The organism is Paraburkholderia caledonica, from assembly GCF_000383275.1.
Classification (GTDB): domain Bacteria; phylum Pseudomonadota; class Gammaproteobacteria; order Burkholderiales; family Burkholderiaceae; genus Paraburkholderia; species Paraburkholderia caledonica.
Genome location: NZ_KB911037.1, coordinates 525,379 through 543,194 on the forward strand (window position 1 = coordinate 525,379; position 17,816 = coordinate 543,194).

Here is a 17,816-nt window from a genome sequence, read left to right on the forward strand (position 1 = left end):
CCGTCCTCACTTGCGCCGGCACGCCGCCATCGCGGCGGCCGGCGCGTTTGACTTTCACCGCGTCGAATTCGACGACGCGGACTGGCCTGGATTATCGCGCGCAATCCTGCAAGCAGGGCCGCGCGGCAAAGACTGTAAAAGCAAAGACTCTAAAAGGAGGCGGCTCGAATGGCGGTCCGAAAAACCACCAGCAAATCGACCAGCAAGTCGCGGCGCTCGCCGGCACGCGGCAAATCGGGGCGGCCGCCGCGTCAGCGCCATGCGCAAGCGCATGCCGCTGAGCAGAAGAAAGCATCGCGCGCAGGCGGCAAGAGTTCGCGCAGGTGGTCGCATCATGTGATGGAAACGAGCGACGCGATGGACCTCGAACACGACATCTTCAAGACAGGCAACGCCGAGGAGATTGCGAAATCGCTGAAGCAGTCGTCGACAAAAAGCAGCCGCCGCAAAGGCACGCCGTTTCAATCGGCGATGTCGATGCTTAATTTCTACATCAACCGGGCAGGCAAGAACCTGCCGAAAACCCGCCGCGCAACGCTGGAGCAAGCCAAGCGCAAACTGCGCGAAGCATTCGGGCGCGCGCCCTGACATTCATGCGCTGTCGCGCGTTGACTGTCGCGACGTGATGCACCCGGGCGCTCGTCCCATTACCCCGGCCGGTCATGCGCCGTTCGCATGTCGGCCCTAACCGGATGCTCATGCACGAAACTTTGTGGTTCCTCATCGTCGGCGCCGTGCTCGTTTTCATGGGCGTGGCCGCGACAACCCTCCGCCGCCTGCCCGTCAGCGCGGCCATGTTCTATGTTGCGCTCGGCTACGCGCTCGGGCCGCCCGGCTTCGACCTGCTGCATCTCGACATGGTCGCCGACGCGCATCTGCTGCGCACCGTCACCGAAATCGCGCTGCTGGTGTCGTTGTTCGCCATTGGACTGCGCTTGCGCGTGGGCGTGCTCGACCGACTGTGGATGGTGCCGCTGCGCCTCGGCTTCCTCGCGATGCTGGCGACCGTGCCGCTCCTCACCCTCTTCTGCGTCTACGTGCTGAATCTGGGCTGGGGGCCGGCCATTCTGCTGGCCGCTATTCTCGCGCCGACCGACCCGGTGCTGGCCCACGACGTGCAGGTGCACGACCCCGGCGACCACGATCTGCTGCGCTTCGCGCTTTCCGGCGAAGGCGGCCTGAACGACGGCATAGCGTTGCCGTTTGCGATGGTGGGTCTCGCCATCTGCGCAGTGCAAGGAGCCGACGCTGGCGACGTTCTGAATCTGGAGTTTGCCGGCAGTGTCGTGTGGGGTGTATTGGGCGCACTAGCGATAGGCGGTGTACTCGGCTGGGTCACGACGCACGCGGTGGCGTGGCTGCGCACGCGCCATGCACACGCGCTCGGCCTGGAAGGCTTCTTCGCGCTCGGGCTGATCGGCTTGTCGTTCGGCGCCGCGCAGTTTGCCCAGACTTATGGCTTTCTCGCCGTGTTCGCGGCTGGCGTGTCGATGCGTCGCGTCGAATATGGGGCGAGCGGCGGAGCCTCGCCTCGCGAGACGATCGGCACCGTCGATTCGAAAAATGTCGAAGCCACTGCGTCCGATCCCGAGAAAGCCCACGCGTTCATGACCGAGTCCGTATTGGGATTCACGATCGAACTCGAACGCATTGCCGAGGTCGTCATCATGGCCATGGTCGGCAACGTGCTCGCGACGCTGAGCGTGCCGCTTTTCACATGGCAGGCGTTTGCGCTTATCGTCGCGCTGTTCGTTTTCGTGCGCCCCGCGTCCGTCGAGTTGTCGTTGCTCGGCTCCGACGCCATGCCGACGCAAAGGCGCCTGATGAGCTGGTTCGGCATCCGCGGCGTGGGCTCCTTCTACTATCTGGCTTATTCGCTGGAACACGGCCCGGCCGCGTCTATCACGCCGCTCGTGCCGCTCGCGCTTGCCGTGGTCACGGCTTCGGTGGTCATCCACGGGGTATCGGCGACGCCGCTCATGAACCGCTATCGGCGCCTGCGTCATAGCGAAAGCTAGAATACGGAGCCCGTTCGCTGCGCTTGCAGCATTTGCAGCGTCCGGCTCCCTTGCAGCTTTCGCAGCTTCTGAACCCCGCGATTCAATGACTCCTCACGACGATCCAGCACAAACGACGCGCGCAAGCGCCGCCGAATCGCTTTTCGCGTTCCTCAAATCGCTGCCGTTCGCGGAGCGGCTCACCGAAGGCAGCCTGATGGCGTTCCAGGCCGTGGCGGGCGCGAGCCTCGCGTTCGAAATCGGCCAGGCGCTGCATACCGAGCAGGCATTCTGGGCGGCGATCACCGCCATTGCAGTGAGCCAGCACAGCTATGTCGACACCCGCAAGCTGTCGCGCGACCAGTTCATCGGCGCGATGGTCGGCGGCTTATGCGGCCTTGCCGGCGCAACGCTCGGCCACGGCTATTTCGCGGCCTACGCGGCGACGGTGGCAGTGGCCATCGTGCTGTGCTGGATCGTGAACGTCGGCAGCGCGGCGCGGCTCGGCGGGATCACGGCTACCATCATGCTGCTGGTACCGGGCATTGGCCCGGCGTGGGACAAAGCCTTGTTGCGCCTCGGCGAAGTCACGCTCGGCACGGTGTGCGCGCTGCTGGTCGCGTGGCTGATGGCGCGTGCGGAGAAGCGCTGGTTCAGCACGCCCGGCAAGGCGCGCTGAGCGGCATCGCCGGTTTATGAGGACACGTCCAACGCGCTTTGCTGTGGATGGCGCCGGTAGCGTCCCGGCGTTACGCCGACGCTTTGCTGAAACGCCTTGCCGAACGCGGCTTCAGACTGATAACCCACCGCTTCGCCGATTTCCGCCGCGCTGCGCTGCGTGCGGCGCAGCAGGTCGCAAGCGATCGTCATGCGAATCTGCGTGAGGAAATCCATCACGGTCATACCGGCGCGTTCGTTGAAGCGCCGTGCGTAAGTGGCGCGCGACATCGCGGCAAGCTCGCCCAGTTCCGCAATGGTCCACGCGCGCTGCGGCGCGCTCAACATGCCTTGCACTGACGCCGATAGACGCGGGTCGGCCAGCAGCGACAGCATGCCGGGCGTCGAATCGGCCTGCTCGCCGTGTACGCGTAACGCCATGCCGAAGAGCGCCTGACTCAGCGCTGTGACGATGGCGAGCGCACCGGGCCGGCGTTGGCCCGCCTCGTCGCGCATCAGCCCGATCACCGTCTGCAATGGGGCGAGCGTGCGGACGCCGCCGAGCGACACATGGAACGGATCGGGCAGCGCATTCAGCAGCAACGCTGACGAACCCGGCGTGTACGCGAAGCGGCCGCAGAGCAGGTCGAGATCGGCGGCGTTCGCCGTGACGTGCTCTGGGCCGCCGTGGGCAGCGTCCGTGTGCGCGCCGGTCAGGACATCAGCGTCGGCTTCTTCGCCGCTCACGGACTTGCCGCCCAGACCTTCGCGCTCTGCAGCCTTGTCAATGCCGCGGCCGTCGTTTCGCTTGACCGGCAGCAGGCCGTCGTGACTCATGACCAGCGGCGCGCTGACGGCGCTCAACTCGACATCTCTCACGCGATGTGCCGCGCCGCGTGGAAACAGCATGAAATCGCCGGTCTGCAGGCGCACCTGCGCGCCGTCCGCCATCTCGATCACGCACGACCCTGCCAGCACCAGATGGAACGGCGCAATGCCCGGCTCCATAGGCGCATGGTCGACGTCGAACGCGCCGGTGAGCAGGCATCGCAAATCCAGACTGGCCTGCGGCCGCGCAAGGTCGAGTAACCGGCTGAGCGTATCCATGAGACGTCCGCGCTAAATGTTGAGCCAGTCGAGTATTCAGGATGTCGCCGTCCCGCGCAATACTTTGTCCATGGCGCCGGCAACCGCCGACGTCCCACAGACGAAGGAGCATTGCCATGTTGAACTGGACCGAATACCGCAAGCAGTTGTTTGGCCGCATCGGCGAAATCGGCAAGCTGTCGCCGGACACCGTCAAGGGCTATCAGACGCTATCCAACGCCGGTCAGAAGAACGACCTGCTGGGCGCGAAGACGCGCGAACTGATCTCGCTCGCGGTGGCCGTGAGTTTGCGCTGTGAGGGCTGTATCACGGTGCATACGGCCGAAGCGCTGAAGCAGGGCGCCACCCGCGAGGAAATAGCCGAGGCGCTCGGCGTAGCGGTCGCGATGAACGCCGGCGCGACGATGGTCTACTCGGCCCGCACGATGGACGCGGTCGCGGCGTATTCCGCCGAAGCATCGGCTTAAAGCGCCGGGCGTCTCCGGTCGCCTCAGACCACCAGCCGGCGCGCCTCCTCGAGCTGTTTGCGGCGCGCTTCGCCCTGGCGCGCCAGCATCCAGCCGGGATACTCGGCAGGCAGCGCGCTCACCTGATCGAGCCTTGCGAGCTCGTCCGCGGTGAGCGCGACGCCGGTCGCCGCGATGTTGTCGTCCAGTTGCTCGACCTTCTTCGCGCCGACGATCACCGACGTCACCACCCGTTGATGCAGAAGCCACGCAAGGGCGATCTGCGCGACCGACACGCGTTTGGCCTCGGCAATCTCGCGCATTGCGTCGATGCAGTCGTACGCACGATCGCGGTTGACCGGCGGAAAGTCGAATGTCGTGCGGCGGCTACCCGCTTCGCCCTGCTGCTCACGCCCGTATTTGCCGCTCAGCAGCCCACCCGCGAGCGGACTCCACACCATCAGCCCGAGCCCTTCGCTTTGCAGCATCGGCACGAGTTCGCGCTCCAGGTCGCGGCCCGCCACCGTGTAGTACGCCTGCAGCGTTTCGAAGCGCGCGGTTCCCAAACGCTCCGCAATGCCGAGCGCCTTGACGATTTGCCACGCCGCCCAGTTCGACACGCCGACATAGCGCACGTGACCGTGCTGCACGAGCGTGTCGAGCGCGCGCACGGTTTCTTCGATCGGCGTGGCCGGGTCGAAACCGTGGATCTGATACAGGTCGACGTGATCGAGCTGCAGGCGCTTCAAACTGGCCTTCATTCCGTCGATGATGTGGTAACGCGACGCGCCGCGCGCGTTCGGAAACTCGCCGGTCGGGCCGAAAACCTTGGTCGCCACCACGACCTTGTCGCGCGGCACCTTGAGGTTTTTCAGCGCCTGCCCGGTGATCTGCTCGGACAGACCTTCGGCGTAGACGTCGGCCGTGTCGATGAAATTGATGCCCGCATCGAGCGCCCGGCCGACGAGCCGCTCCGCATCGGCCTGCTGCAAATCGCCGATCTGCTTCCACATGCCTTCGCCGCCGCCGAAGGTCATTGTGCCCAGACAAAGTTCTGAAACAAAAACCCCGGTACGGCCAAGCTGGTTGTATCGCATTGTCGAAACTCCATCGTGGATGAGTGCACAGGTGAGCCGTAAAGGGTACTGCAATTGGCGCCGTCGAGCAGGCGGGGGCTGCCGTCGCTTTCGGAACGCCGACACCCACCGGCGACCGCTGCCCGGCCATTTGGCAAACGGCGCCCAAACCTGCCAGACTGGCCCCTGATTCCGCGACTTCGATTCGCCCCGGCAACGGGTCCGGGCAATGCCGTCGTCTGGATATCGGGCGTCGCGTCCCCATCTAACCACGCATGACCCTAGTGACCACCTCAGTGAGCACCTCAGTGAGCACTACGACCGCAAATCCAACCACCGCACCCACCGCAGCCGACTCGCTTCGCGCGCTCCCGGCCTCGCTGGCGGAGCGCGCCGCCGCGCACGACGCGCTCGCGGGCTTTCATCCGGCGGTTGCAGGCTGGTTCCTGAAGTCCTTCCCCGCGCCGACCGACGCGCAGGCCGCTGCCTGGCCGCAGATTCGCCAGGGCCGCTCGACCCTGGTCGCCGCGCCCACGGGCTCCGGCAAGACGCTCACGGCCTTCTTGTCCGCACTCGACGATCTGGTCCAGCAAGGTCTCGCGAACAACGGCGCGTTACCCGACGAAACGCTGGTGGTCTACGTCTCACCGCTCAAAGCGTTGTCCAACGACATTCGCCTGAATCTGCAAGTGCCGCTACAGGGCATTGCCGCCGAACTCGACGCGCGCGGCCTGCCGCCGCTCGACATCCGCACCGCCGTGCGCACCGGCGACACCACGCAGCAGGAACGCAACGCGCTCAAAAAGCGCGCACCGCATATCCTCGTCAGCACGCCGGAATCGCTTTACGTGCTGCTCGGGTCCGACTCCGGCCGGCGCATGCTGTGCACGGTGCGCACCGTGATCGTCGACGAAATTCATGCGCTCGCCGGCAGCAAGCGCGGCAGCCACCTCGCGCTCAGTCTCGAACGGCTCGACGCGCTGTGCGGGCGACGCCTGCCGCGCATCGGCCTGTCCGCGACGCAAAAGCCGGTGAGCGCAGTAGCACGATTTCTCGTAGGCGGCGCGCCGGTCGACAGCGACATACCCGCCGACTGCGCGATCATCGACGTGGGCCACATCCGCGAACGCGACCTGGCGCTGGAAATTCCGCCGGTGCCGCTCGAAGCGGTGATGCCGAACGAAGTCTGGGAACGTGTCTACGACCGCCTCGCGGAACTCGTCGCGCTGCACAGCACGACGCTGATCTTCGTGAACACGCGGCGCATGGCCGAGCGCGCCGCGCGTCATCTGACCGAGCGGCTCGGCAAGGACGCGGTCGCCGCGCATCACGGCAGTCTCGCCAAAGAGCATCGCTTCGACGCCGAGCAGCGGCTCAAGCGCGGTGAACTACGGGTGCTGATCGCGACCGCTTCGCTCGAACTGGGTATCGATATCGGCGACGTCGATCTGGTCTGCCAGATGGGTTCGCCGCGCGCAATCGCGCCGTTCCTGCAACGCGTGGGGCGCTCGGGCCACCATGTCGGCGGCATGCCGAAAGGCAGACTCTTCCCCACTTCGCGCGACGATCTGATCGAATGCGCGGCGCTGCTCGATTGCGTGCGGCGCGGCGAGCTCGACGCGCTGCGCATTCCGCGTGCGCCGCTCGATGTACTCGCGCAACAGATCGTCGCCGAAGTATCGAGCACCGAATGGAGCGAGGATGCGCTATTCGACCTGATACGCCGCGCCGCGCCGTATGCGGAACTCGCGCGCGAGCAATACGACGCAGTGTTGCGCATGCTTGCCGAGGGCTACACGAGCCGCAACGGACCGCGTGCCGCGTACATTCATCGCGACGTGGTCAGCGGCACGCTGCGCGGCCGGCGCGGCGGCAAGCTCGTGGCGGTCACCTCGGGCGGCACGATTCCCGAGAACGCCGACTATGCGGTGGTGCTGGAACCGCAGGCGGTCAATATCGGCACGGTCAACGAAGACTTCGCAGTCGAAAGTCTCGCGGGCGACGTGTTCCAGCTCGGCAACGCGTCGTACCGGATTCTGCGCATCGAAAGCGGCCGCGTGCGTGTCGAAGACGCACAAGGGCAGCCGCCCAACATCCCGTTCTGGCTTGGCGAAGCGCCTGGCCGCAGCGACGAACTGTCGTTCGGCGTCGCGCGCCTGCGCGAGCAGATCGCGCGTCTGCTCGCATCCGGCGACGACGCAACGACGCCGCTCGACAACGCACAGGCGAGCGACACCGCTTCGAAGGCGACGGCTTCGGAATACGTACCGGACGCAACCGCTGAAGCACCGAATCCCATGCCCGCGCGGCTCGAACGCGCGATCGACTGGCTCATCGCCGAACTTGGTCTGGACGAAGCGGCCGCACGCCAGATCGTCGACTATCTCGCGCGGGCGCGCGCCGCCCTCGGCGTTCTGCCGACGCAAGACACGCTGGTGATGGAGCGTTTTTTCGACGAATCGGGCGGCACGCAGCTCGTCGTTCATGCGCCGTTCGGCAGCCGCGTGAATCGCGCGTGGGGCCTCGCGCTGCGCAAGCGCTTTTGCCGCCAGTTCAATTTCGAACTGCAAGCCGCGGCCACCGAGGACGCGATCGTGCTGTCCCTGACCGGCAGCCATTCGTTCGTGCTCGATGAAGTGTGGCGCTACCTCCATTCGAATAGTGCCGAGCGTCTGCTGATTCAGGCCTTGCTCGACGCGCCGCTCTTCGGCGTGCGCTGGCGCTGGAACGCGACCACCGCGCTCGGTTTGCCGCGCTACACCGGCGGCCGCAAAACGGCGCCGCAATTGCAGCGCATGCGCAGCGAAGATCTGCTGACGAGCGTCTTTCCCGAACAGGCCGCGTGTCTGGAGAACGTGGTCGGCGAGCGCGAACTGCCGCATCATCCGTTAGTCGATCAGACTGTTGACGACTGCCTGCACGACGCAATGGACAGCGAGCGCTGGCTCGCACTGCTGCGCCGTATGGAAAACGGCGACGTGCGGCTTGTTGCACGCGATCTGCCGGCGCCCTCGCCGCTTGCCGCCGAAATACTCAACGCAAAACCCTACGCGTATCTCGACGACGCCCCCATCGAGGAGCGCCGCACGCAGGCCGTGCTCAATCGCCGCTGGACCGATCCGGCGAGCGCCGACGACCTCGGCGCGCTCGACGCCGACGCGATCGCGAGCGTGCGCGACGAAGCATGGCCGCAGGCACGCAGCATCGACGAAATGCACGAAGCGCTGACAGGTCTCGCCTGCATTACCGAGGCCGAGGCGCAGCACAACGAGGGCTGGCCGGAATGGCTCGCGTCGCTCGCTCGATCGGGCCGAGCCACGCGCATCGAGATCGCCGCCGACGCGGCACTGTGGCTTCCTGCCGAACGGCTGACGTGTTTCGACGCGCTGTATCGCAGCCGGAACAGCGGCACTACGAACAGTGGCCCCCGCTTCACGCCGCCGCTCACCGCGCCGAAGGGTTACACCGACGAATGGAGCGCCGACGACGCGCTGCTCGACGTACTGCGCGCCCGGCTGACCGGTTTCGGCCCGCTGCCCGCCGACGCGATTGCAGATGCACTCAAGCTGCCGCGGACATCGGTCGAACAGGCGCTTGGCCGTCTCGAAGCGGAAGGCTATGTGATGCGTGGACGTTTCACGCCGAACACGTCGGAAGAGGAATGGTGTGAGCGCCACCTTCTTGCGCGCATTCACCGTTACACCGTCAAGCGATTGCGCCGCGAGATCGAGCCCGTGGAACGGCACGACTTCATGCGCTTTCTGTTCGAATGGCAGCATCTGACGCCGGACACGCGCAGCGAAGGACGCGACGCGCTCGCCGCCGTTCTGGAACAGATGGAAGGCTTCGAGGCTGCGGCAAGCGCCTGGGAAGAAGACATTCTGCCCGCGCGCGTAAAGGCCTATTCGAATACTTCGCTCGACGAACTGTGCCGCTCTGGCAAGATCGTCTGGACACGCTTGACGGAGCGCTCGCGCAGCGCGGCCGGCCCGGTGCGCAGCACGCCTATCGTGCTGCTGCCCCGCCCGCAGGTACGTACGTGGAGCGCGCTGATCGACGCCGAGCGGCAGCCGGAGCTATCGGCGCGTGCTCAATCTGTGTACGACGCGCTGTCGCAACACGGCGCGATGTTCTTCGATGAACTGCTGCACGAACTTCGCGTATTGCGGATCGAACTGGAGAGCGCGCTGGGAGAACTGGTGGCGGCCGGTCTCGTCAACTCCGACAGTTTCGCGGGACTGCGCGCGCTGCTCAAACCGGCAGCGAAGCGCAATGCGTATTCGGGCAGCCGGCGCGCAAGATCGAGTATGGGATTGGGCGCGCTGATCGGCGGAATGGACGACGCGGGACGCTGGGCGCTCGTCAACCGGCGCGCGTCTATCGCCACGAGCGAAGAAACCGCCGCGCAACCGGGCCGGCCGCAGCAGCAGCGGCGCCGTCAGTTGCCAGCCGAGACGCTCGAACATGTCGCGATGACGTTGCTGCGGCGCTACGGCGTCGTATTCTGGCGCGTGCTAGAACGCGAGGCCGACTGGCTGCCGCCATGGCGCGATCTGCTGCGCGTCTATCAGCGGCTTGAAGCGCGCGGCGTGATCCGCGGCGGGCGCTTCGTCAATGGACTCGCTGGCGAACAGTTCGCGTTGCCCGAAGCAATTCCGTTGCTTCGCGAGGTTCGGCGGCATGCGAACGATGGTGCTTTTGTATGCGTCGGCGGCACCGATCCGCTGAATCTGGTGGGCACGCTGCTGGTCGGAGAACGCGTTCCGGCCGTCGCCGGCAACCGTGTGCTGTACCGCGATGGCGTCGTCATCGCGACGCTCGCAGCAGGCGCGTTCTGGTTCGAACCGTCGGTCGAGGCGAGCCCGACAGAGCGCGAGCGCGCGCGCAGCTGGCTCACTCGCAGGTTCTGACGCGCGACACCTGTAAAGACTGCCTGGCGCAGCACCTTTACCCGCGCTTTTTTACCGACGCGCGCGGTTCGGCCAAACCACGAACCTTTCATGTTTATGGCCCGAATTTCAGCCGCTTCGCTACAATGGGCCGTCTTTAAGTATGATGAGACTGTCTGCCGTCATCCGCCATCAGGGCCGAAACGGCACACCGCCCGGGGATCCCATGAATGACGACCATCACGAGCAGGTGCTTTTTGCGCAGTTCGGCACAAGCAGCCCTTGCTGGCGTCTGTCGAGCGACAGCAACGCGCTCGAACTGACACCAGTCACTGGCGATATGCCAGCCAATGTTGCCATTCCGCTCAATCCTCAACAGGCATCGCAAATTCGTTGCCTCACTGGCATTACGTCTCACCTGGTTCTCGACGTGCGGCTCTTCGGCGAGCCTCTGCGTTTGCACCTCGTCGGCAGGAAGATCAACAGCGGCAGTTGGGCCGGCACCGCGTCGGCTTATGACGACACCGAATCTGTCGCGCGCGATCTGATGCATGGCTTGTCGTTCGCCGAGCAGGTCGTGTCCGAAGTGAATTCGGTTGTCGTAATCGTAGACCGGCACGGCCGGATCCAGCGCTTTAACCGGCTGGCCGAAGAACTCACGGGCGTCAAGGAAGAGAACATTGTCGGGCGCAACGTGTGGGCGCTTTTCATGTCATCGGAAGACGGCGCGGCGTCGAGCCAGAACATTGCGGGCTTCTTCAATCGCGGCGTGTCGTACGAAGTCGAACGGCGCATCAAGACACTGCACGGCGAACGGCTCTTTCTCTTTCGCAACAAGTTCGTTCAGAGCGGCAGCGGCGTAGACGAGCAGTACCTGATCTGCTCGGGCACGGACATCACCGAGGAACGCCTTGCGCAGGAGCGTCTCACGCAACTTGCCAACACGGATTCGCTCACGGGCCTGCCCAATCGCAACGCAATCCAGGACATGATCCGCACCGCGATCGAGGAGACGGCGCCGGGCGAATCGGTGGGCGTGCTTTTTCTCGATCTGGATAACTTCAAGAAGGTCAACGATCACTACGGCCACGTTTTCGGCGACCGTCTGATCCGCGACGTGTCGGCGGCGATCGGCATGTGCCTGAACGAAGGCGACACACTCGCGCGGCTCGGCGGCGACGAGTTCATCGTGCTCGCGGCAAAAGGCACGGCGCATGAACTGGAGGCGACCGCGCAGCGCATCCTCGAACGCATGCGCACCCCGTTCAGTCTCGGTCTCGTCGAAGTCTATACGGGCTGCTCGATCGGCATTGCGCGTTATCCGGAACACGGCGACAACCTGGAGTCGCTGATCCGCTCGGCCGATACGGCCATGTACGTCGCAAAAGACGAAGGCAAACGCACGCACCGTGTGTTTTCGCCTGAGATGAACCGCAAGGTCGCCGAGTACATGTGGCTCGACACGAACCTGCGGCGCGGCCTCGAAGATGGCCAGCTGACGCTGCACTATCAACCCAAGCTGCTGCTTTCAACCGGCGCGGTGCAGGGCGTGGAAGCGCTGGTGCGCTGGAATTCGCCGGAACGCGGGCAGATCATGCCTGCAGAGTTCATTCGTTATGCCGAAGAGTCCGGCCTGATCGGCGTGCTCGGCCGCTGGGTCATGCAAACGGCCGCGAAACAGGCGGCCAAATGGCAAGCGGACGGCTACAACCTGCGGATCGCGATCAATGTGTCGGCGCGGCAACTGGTGGATACGGCGGTAGTACGCCACTTCACCGAAGCGCTTCAGCAGGCGAAGCTCGAACCATGTCTCGTCGACGTGGAACTCACGGAAAGCTGCCTGATCGAGGACGAAGCCGCGGCCATCGACCTGATCAAGCAGTTCCGTCAACTGGGCGCGCAAGTACATCTGGACGACTTCGGCACCGGCTATTCGTCGCTATCGCAGTTGGGCCGCATTCCGCTCGACGTAATCAAGCTCGATCGCAGCTTCGTGCGTTCAATCAACGCCGACACCAAAGCGCAGGCACTCGTCCGCTCAATGGTGGTGGTTGCACAGGAACTCGATTTCAAGGTCGTCGCCGAGGGAATCGAAACCGAGTCCGAAGAGACTTTCATGAAAGGGCTGGGCGTCGAATACGTGCAGGGCTACTTGTACGCTCACCCAATGCCGGCCGCGGACTTCGAGCGCTGGTTGCAGGACAGGCAGAAGCTCAGGCTGATCGCCTGAGCTTGCGGCCTGAGCGTCGCAACGGGCGCACTTCGGCCGCGGGTGGATTGAGTCAGCCGAAATTGGCCGCGCTGGCAGCCGTCTGCCGCAAGTTGGCCGTGCGACGGTTTTGCAGCGTCACAAGCCGCTCCATGAAGGCCAGGTCCTTCTCTTCGATCATGAAGGCGGCGTCCACCCAATCTTCGGTGATTTCCATCAATTCGGCCCGCGGCAATTGCAGCACGCGCTGACGCGCCCGCAACATCGCGCGGATGCCGTTCATCTTCGGCTTGAGCGTGTCGATGAACGTGCGGGTGGCGACATACGCGTCGCCCGGTTCGAACAACTGGTCGACGAGCCCCTTCTCCCGATGCCACTCCGCCGTATGCGGTTCGCCCACGCCGATCAGTTCCTCGGCGAGACGCATGCCGGCCTTGCGCGCGACGAGCGAATAGCCGCCCATGCCGGGGAACAGATTGAACGCGATCTCGGGAAAGCCCATGCGCGCGTCCGATTGCGCGAGCAGGAAGTGGTGTGCAAGCGCGGCCTCGAAGCCGCCGCCTAGCGCCGTGCCCTCGACCATCGCAATGGAGATCGCGCCGGTATCGAAGCCGCGCGCCGCCGCGTGCACGCAATCGACGCACGCACGTGCGTATGCCATCAGCGCCTGACGCTTGCCCGAGCGAATTGCATCGGCGAAGAAATCCAGGTCGCCGCCCACGTTGTAGATGTTGGGGATCAGCGAGCCCGTCACCCAGAAGTCGATGGGCAAGCCGGACTCCCGCGCGGCCTGCGCAAGCCCGAGAATGTCGTGGACCAGATCCAGATTGAAACACGGACGCGGCTGCGCGCGCAGCATCATCCACATGACATTGCGGCCTTCTTCGTAGTAAGCCGAAACTTGCGACAGATTGCCGGCTTCGAGGAACGGGCGGCAGGCGTGGTGGTTATGCAGATTCATTTTGAACGGTCCTTTAGGGTTAAACACTGATATTGCAATGCGAGCCTAAAGCAGACCGGATTCGGATGGGAGCGGGATAACCAACAGATCAATGCAACGAAATCTCGAAGCCTTGCGCGACGGGCGTCACAGCGGCACGTGAAAGCCGCCCGGCGTGCGCCGCACCGCAAACGCTTGCGCGGCGAAGATGCGCGACATTGCCCGACATTGAGTGCAGGCGCGCAATGCAATCAGCGGACGAGCGAAGCCGGAATTCGCCTGCGAATTCGAAAGGAAAAGCAAGACACGCCGATTAGGCGACGCAGTCGAAAATGCCGCTTGCGAATATTTTTTTATTCGTGGTCCAACAGACGGAATATCTATATTGCATAAGCGGCAATTTGCCCATTATCCAGGCAATGCTATTTGAGCATCGCCGACCAGCGCGCGACCTCGTCGGCGTGCATGCCTACCGCGAGCGCGGCCGTGCAGATTTGCGTCCATGTGGCGGCATCGACGGGAATGCCTTGGGCTTCGCGCTCCGCGCGCGTCACGCGCTCCGGCTCGCCAGGCTCATAGATATGATCGACGCCCGCAGCGAGCGGTGAGGCTTTCACCCACGCGATGAACGCGTCGGCTTCTGCTTGCGCATCAGGGGCGTCGAACGCCGCCGGGTCGATGATGACCGACAGCATGCAATTAATGATTGCGTTGGTGGTGCCGAGCGTGTCCGCGTGCGTGGTGAAGCCGCCCGCCAGCGCGCCGCTGAATATCTCGCACATCGCGGCAAGCCCGAAACCCTTATGGCCGCCGAACGGCGTCAGCGAACCGAACGGCTCCTCGTGCATGACTTTGGGATCGGCCGTCGGCACACCTTCATGGTCGATCAACGCGCCCGGCGGCACCTGCTTGCCCTGGTTGTAAGCGACGCGCGTCTTGCCGTAAGCAACCGTGCTCGTCGCGAAGTCGAGCACGAGCGGCGGCTTGCCGGGTCGCGGATAAGCCGCGCAAAACGGGTTGGTGCCGATGCGACGGTCGGCGCCGCCAAACGGTGCAACGAGCGGGTCGCCCGCCACATTGACGAAATGGAACGACACGAGCCCCGCTCGCGCGCATTGCTCGGCCCAATGACCAATGCGGCCAATATGATGCGCATCGCGCAGCCCGACGGCGCAGATGCCGATGCGCTGGGCTCGCGCGATGCCCTCTTCCATCGCCTCGAACGCGACTACCTGGCCGAAGCCTTTGCGGCCTTCGACCGTGAGGACGGCACCCGCGTCTTTTACAACGTCGGCATGCAGGTTCAGTTGCAGTTGCCCGTCGGCAAGCGACGCCACGTAGCGCGGAATCATGCCGACGCCGTGCGAATCGTGCCCGGTCAGGTTCGCCGCCACCAGATGATCCGCGACCAGTTCTGCTTCGCGTGGCGCGCTGCCCGCCTGCTCCCAGATCGCCCGGACGAAGGCGTGTAGTTGATCGGCCGCAATGCGGGGCGTGGTGGATCCAGCCAACTCTTTGTCGGTCATTCGGATCGGGGCGTTAGTTAGTTAGTAATGGCAACGCAATAAAGGCAACGCAATAATGGCACCGCAAGCGGAACGGGAGCCTCAACAGGCCGGCAAAAAAACGCTCAGGGCGCGGCGGCGATCACCTGCGCAACCGCGGCCGTGAGCTTCTTGCCGTACGGCACGTGCAAGAACTCGTTTGGCCCGTGCGCATTCGACTTCGGTCCGAGCACGCCGCATACCATGAACTGCGACTTCGGAAAGCCTGCCTTCAGCACGTTCATCAGCGGGATGGTGCCGCCCTGCCCCATGTACGCGACGTCGGCGCCGTAATGTTCGCGCGATGCATTGTTGAGCGCGGTTGCGAGCCAAGGCGCAAGATCGGGCGCGCTCCAGCCGCTCGCCGCTCCGGCGTCCGGCTTGAATGTCACCTTCGCGTTGTACGGCGGGTCGAGTTCCAGCAGCGCCTTGAGTTCCGCAACGGCCTTTTCCGCTTCGATCAGCGGCGGCAGACGCAGCGACAGCTTGAACGCGGTGCGCGGGCGCAGCACGTTGCCGGCGTCGGCGAGTGCGGGCAAGCCGGCGGCCCCTGTCACCGACAATGACGGACGCCACGTCGAGTTGAGCAACGCCTCCTTCGGATCGGTCGTGGTGGGCAGCACCTGACGGCCGTCCTGGCCGCATGCCCACGGCAGCTTCTTCCACACGTCGTCGCCGAGAATTGCCGCGGTGGCTTCGGCTTCGCGGAGACGGTCGGCGGGAATCGGGCTGTGAAAGCCCTTGGGCAGCAGCGTTCCGTTGGCGGAGTCTTCCAGACGGTCGAACAACTGCCGCATGATGCGAAAGCTCGACGGCGCGATACCGCCGTAGCCGCCCGAGTGAATGCCTTCGTCCAGCACCTGCACTTCCAGGTCGCCGGCGACGAGTCCGCGCAACGACGTGGTGAGCCACAACTGATCGTAATTGCCCGCTCCGGAATCGAGGCAGACGACGAGGCCGACATTGCCGAGCCGTTCGCGCAATGCGTCCACGTAAGGCAGCAGATCGTAACTGCCCGACTCTTCGCAGGTTTCGATCAGCCCGACGCAACGCGGCCGCTCGATACCTTGCGCGTCCAACGCGGCGAGCGCGGTGATGCTCGCGTAGATCGCATAGCCGTCGTCGGCGCCGCCGCGGCCGTAGAGCTTGTCGTTTTCGAGCTTCGGCGTCCACGGGCCGAGGTCCTTGCGCCAGCCGTCGAATTCCGGCTGCTTGTCGAGGTGGCCGTACAGCACGATGGTTTCATCGCTACCTGAACGTGTTGCCGGCGTCTCGAAGAAAATCACCGGCGTGCGGCCCGGCAGCCGGACGATCTCGAGTTTCAACCCGCGTACCGGCTGCTGCTCGACCCATTGTGCGGCGTCGGTAATCACGCGTTCCAGGTAACCGTGCTTGACCCACTCGGGATCGAATGCCGGGCTCTTGGCCGGCACCGCAATGTAGTCGGTCAGCGCAGGCACGATCTCGTCGTTCCATTTGCGGTCCACGAATTCGCGGAGCGTGTCGGGGTTCAGGCGTTCAGCCTGCTGGGTCGTATCGTCGGAGATCATGATGGCGGTCCGTAACAGGGTTCGGTTTCGTTCGAGCGAAACGAACATGATAGTCCTGATGCCCGCGGTGCTGAAGTCCTCGTCGCACGTCGGTGTGCGGGGGGCGTGCAGTAGTGCGTGCCGTGGGGTGTGCTGTCGGACTGCTGGACGGCGGCGTGCATGACTGGCGTCTGCATCGCGAGGCTTTCATTCAGGCTGCACGCGTCAGACAATCGCGCGACAATTAGTGAATGAACTGCGGGTGAATGAACCGCGCGTGCAGGCCCGCTCGGTAAGCGCAGCATTGACCTTGGCCACCGCGAGGCGGACCTTCTTCCAGGAGGCGACATATGAATGACACGGCCGTCGTTCAGATCATCGCCGTGATGATCGCGCTGGCGCTGTATTTCCTGCCGGCGATTCTGGCCGACCGGCGCAAACGCGTCGACGTGCTGACGCTCGCGCTATTCAACGCGTGCCTTGGGTGGACCGTTCTTGGATGGCTGCTCGCGCTTTACTGGTCGTTGCAGCCGAACCCGCCGGAGAACCTTGCGGGCGACGTGGAGGAACAGCGCAAGGTGGTGCGCATGCGCGCATTTTCGTCCGCGCTGTTGCTGCGCGTGCAACGGCGCAGCACGACGCGGGATGGTTCGCAGGATTAAGCCCGGGAAAGCGGCAGTAGGAGCGGAAGCAGAAACCGCAGCCGTTATGCCGCGCGGCCTATCCGGTTCCACTGCACGGAGCCCGCCGGAATGGAACGCGGCTCGGCGCGCACGCTGGAGGGCGCGAATACTTCGCGGCGCAGTTCGCCGTGGTCGTCGAACCACTCGCAGATCAGCCAGTCGCCGGGATTGAGCGCCACCGGGCCCGCATACGTAACAGTCATGCGCGGGCCGCCGTCTTTCAACGTGACCACGTCGCCGATTGAGAACCGGGCGGGAGGCGGTGTAAGCGTGTCAATGGTAGCGGTCAGCATATCAATCCTCTACGGAACCGTTAGCAGTATTCAAGTCATTGCGCCGTCTATCGACTAAGACCTATTGAGGGATACCTCTAAACGCGTTCAGATTAACAATCGAAATTAAATACGGCAAGTGCTTTTTATTGATACCGATTTCATAAAACCCGGAAAGACAATTTGACGCACTGCAATGCCGGGTTAAACCGGAGCGACCTCCGCGCCGCGCCCCAGCCTTGACGGTGCGGCAACGCACAGACCGCAAGACTTACTGCTCCAGCGCTGGCGTCGAGTAGAAAATGCATGGCCGAAAATGCTTCATTACTGAAACAATTTTGAATGTCGGGAGGTAGCCTTCCATTTGCCCCGCGGCGCCGAATTACCTGTGAACTACTCAATCACCGGTAAATGCAATCGTAATTAAAATGAATTCCGTGTGAAAAGCATAATGATTTTCCCGGAGA

Annotated in this window: 13 protein-coding genes; 7 read left to right on the plus strand and 6 right to left on the minus strand. The window is 64.2% G+C overall.

Annotated elements, in window-relative coordinates; all coding sequences use genetic code 11:
• Positions 1-168 precede the first annotated feature (168 nt).
• The 3 genes from H281_RS0115050 to H281_RS0115060 all read left to right on the plus strand — a co-directional run bounded on the left by H281_RS0115050 (position 169) and on the right by H281_RS0115060 (position 2,676).
• Complete coding sequence (locus H281_RS0115050; RefSeq protein ID WP_020067952.1) at positions 169-588, plus strand: DUF3175 domain-containing protein; 420 nt, start codon at positions 169-171, stop codon at positions 586-588.
• Between the two features lie 110 nt (positions 589-698).
• A complete protein-coding gene (locus H281_RS0115055; protein ID WP_027804619.1) occupies positions 699-2,018 on the plus strand; it encodes a cation:proton antiporter in 1,320 nt (439 codons plus the stop codon).
• An 85-nt stretch (positions 2,019-2,103) separates the two neighbouring features.
• Positions 2,104-2,676 (plus strand): FUSC family protein, encoded by a 573-nt coding sequence (locus H281_RS0115060; RefSeq protein WP_020067954.1) that lies wholly within the window; start codon positions 2,104-2,106, stop codon positions 2,674-2,676.
• 14 nt (positions 2,677-2,690) lie between these two features.
• On the opposite strand, the gene H281_RS0115065 is transcribed toward H281_RS0115060, so the two are convergent.
• Complete coding sequence (locus H281_RS0115065) at positions 2,691-3,761, minus strand: AraC family transcriptional regulator (RefSeq protein ID WP_020067955.1); 1,071 nt, start codon at positions 3,759-3,761, stop codon at positions 2,691-2,693.
• Positions 3,762-3,877: 116 nt separating this feature from the next.
• Between H281_RS0115065 and H281_RS0115070 the strand changes: the two genes are divergently transcribed.
• Positions 3,878-4,228: a carboxymuconolactone decarboxylase family protein gene (locus tag H281_RS0115070; RefSeq protein WP_020067956.1), complete on the plus strand. Its 351-nt coding sequence runs from the start codon at positions 3,878-3,880 to the stop codon at positions 4,226-4,228.
• Positions 4,229-4,251: 23 nt separating this feature from the next.
• Here the strand turns inward: H281_RS0115070 and H281_RS0115075 are convergent, their stop codons facing one another.
• Positions 4,252-5,304 carry an aldo/keto reductase gene (locus H281_RS0115075; protein ID WP_020067957.1) on the minus strand — a complete coding sequence of 351 codons (1,053 nt, stop codon included), beginning with the start codon at positions 5,302-5,304 and terminating at the stop codon, positions 4,252-4,254.
• 254 nt (positions 5,305-5,558) lie between these two features.
• On the opposite strand from H281_RS0115075, the gene H281_RS0115080 reads away from it, so the two are divergent.
• The gene (locus H281_RS0115080) at positions 5,559-10,193 is read left to right on the plus strand and encodes a DEAD/DEAH box helicase (RefSeq protein WP_033379557.1); all 4,635 of its coding nucleotides are present in this window, start codon (positions 5,559-5,561) and stop codon (positions 10,191-10,193) included.
• 205 nt (positions 10,194-10,398) lie between these two features.
• Positions 10,399-12,402 carry a cyclic di-GMP phosphodiesterase gene (pdeR, locus tag H281_RS0115085; RefSeq protein ID WP_020067959.1) on the plus strand — a complete coding sequence of 668 codons (2,004 nt, stop codon included), beginning with the start codon at positions 10,399-10,401 and terminating at the stop codon, positions 12,400-12,402.
• A gap of 52 nt (positions 12,403-12,454) precedes the next feature.
• Here pdeR and H281_RS0115090 read toward each other — a convergent pair whose 3' ends face one another.
• The 3 genes from H281_RS0115090 to H281_RS0115105 all read right to left on the minus strand — a co-directional run bounded on the left by H281_RS0115090 (position 12,455) and on the right by H281_RS0115105 (position 16,415).
• Complete coding sequence (locus tag H281_RS0115090) at positions 12,455-13,342, minus strand: crotonase/enoyl-CoA hydratase family protein (RefSeq protein ID WP_020067960.1); 888 nt, start codon at positions 13,340-13,342, stop codon at positions 12,455-12,457.
• A gap of 401 nt (positions 13,343-13,743) precedes the next feature.
• A complete protein-coding gene (locus H281_RS0115100) occupies positions 13,744-14,847 on the minus strand; it encodes a malate/lactate/ureidoglycolate dehydrogenase (RefSeq protein WP_020067962.1) in 1,104 nt (367 codons plus the stop codon).
• Between the two features lie 104 nt (positions 14,848-14,951).
• On the minus strand, positions 14,952-16,415 hold the full coding sequence (locus H281_RS0115105) for a M20 family metallopeptidase (RefSeq protein ID WP_020067963.1): 1,464 nt from the start codon (positions 16,413-16,415) through the stop codon (positions 14,952-14,954).
• 329 nt (positions 16,416-16,744) lie between these two features.
• Here H281_RS0115105 and H281_RS0115110 point away from each other — a divergent pair, with 329 nt between their 5' ends.
• Positions 16,745-17,056 carry a superinfection immunity protein gene (locus H281_RS0115110; RefSeq protein ID WP_020067964.1) on the plus strand — a complete coding sequence of 104 codons (312 nt, stop codon included), beginning with the start codon at positions 16,745-16,747 and terminating at the stop codon, positions 17,054-17,056.
• Between the two features lie 44 nt (positions 17,057-17,100).
• Here the strand turns inward: H281_RS0115110 and H281_RS0115115 are convergent, their stop codons facing one another.
• The gene (locus tag H281_RS0115115; RefSeq protein ID WP_020067965.1) at positions 17,101-17,370 is read right to left on the minus strand and encodes a YodC family protein; all 270 of its coding nucleotides are present in this window, start codon (positions 17,368-17,370) and stop codon (positions 17,101-17,103) included.
• Between the last annotated feature and the right edge of the window lie 446 nt (positions 17,371-17,816).

Bases quoted from the DNA above. Each gene is read 5' to 3' on its own strand.
- H281_RS0115100 (WP_020067962.1), bottom strand. From the start codon at position 14,847: ATGACCGACAAAGAGTTGGCTGGATCCACCACGCCCCGCATTGCGGCC.
- pdeR (WP_020067959.1), top strand. From the start codon at position 10,399: ATGAATGACGACCATCACGAGCAGGTGCTTTTTGCGCAGTTCGGCACA.
- H281_RS0115055 (WP_027804619.1), top strand. From the start codon at position 699: ATGCACGAAACTTTGTGGTTCCTCATCGTCGGCGCCGTGCTCGTTTTC.
- H281_RS0115105 (WP_020067963.1), bottom strand. From the start codon at position 16,415: ATGATCTCCGACGATACGACCCAGCAGGCTGAACGCCTGAACCCCGAC.
- H281_RS0115090 (WP_020067960.1), bottom strand. From the start codon at position 13,342: ATGAATCTGCATAACCACCACGCCTGCCGCCCGTTCCTCGAAGCCGGC.
- H281_RS0115065 (WP_020067955.1), bottom strand. From the start codon at position 3,761: ATGGATACGCTCAGCCGGTTACTCGACCTTGCGCGGCCGCAGGCCAGT.
- H281_RS0115080 (WP_033379557.1), top strand. From the start codon at position 5,559: ATGACCCTAGTGACCACCTCAGTGAGCACCTCAGTGAGCACTACGACC.
- H281_RS0115110 (WP_020067964.1), top strand. From the start codon at position 16,745: ATGAATGACACGGCCGTCGTTCAGATCATCGCCGTGATGATCGCGCTG.
- H281_RS0115115 (WP_020067965.1), bottom strand. From the start codon at position 17,370: ATGCTGACCGCTACCATTGACACGCTTACACCGCCTCCCGCCCGGTTC.
- H281_RS0115070 (WP_020067956.1), top strand. From the start codon at position 3,878: ATGTTGAACTGGACCGAATACCGCAAGCAGTTGTTTGGCCGCATCGGC.
- H281_RS0115050 (WP_020067952.1), top strand. From the start codon at position 169: ATGGCGGTCCGAAAAACCACCAGCAAATCGACCAGCAAGTCGCGGCGC.
- H281_RS0115060 (WP_020067954.1), top strand. From the start codon at position 2,104: ATGACTCCTCACGACGATCCAGCACAAACGACGCGCGCAAGCGCCGCC.
- H281_RS0115075 (WP_020067957.1), bottom strand. From the start codon at position 5,304: ATGCGATACAACCAGCTTGGCCGTACCGGGGTTTTTGTTTCAGAACTT.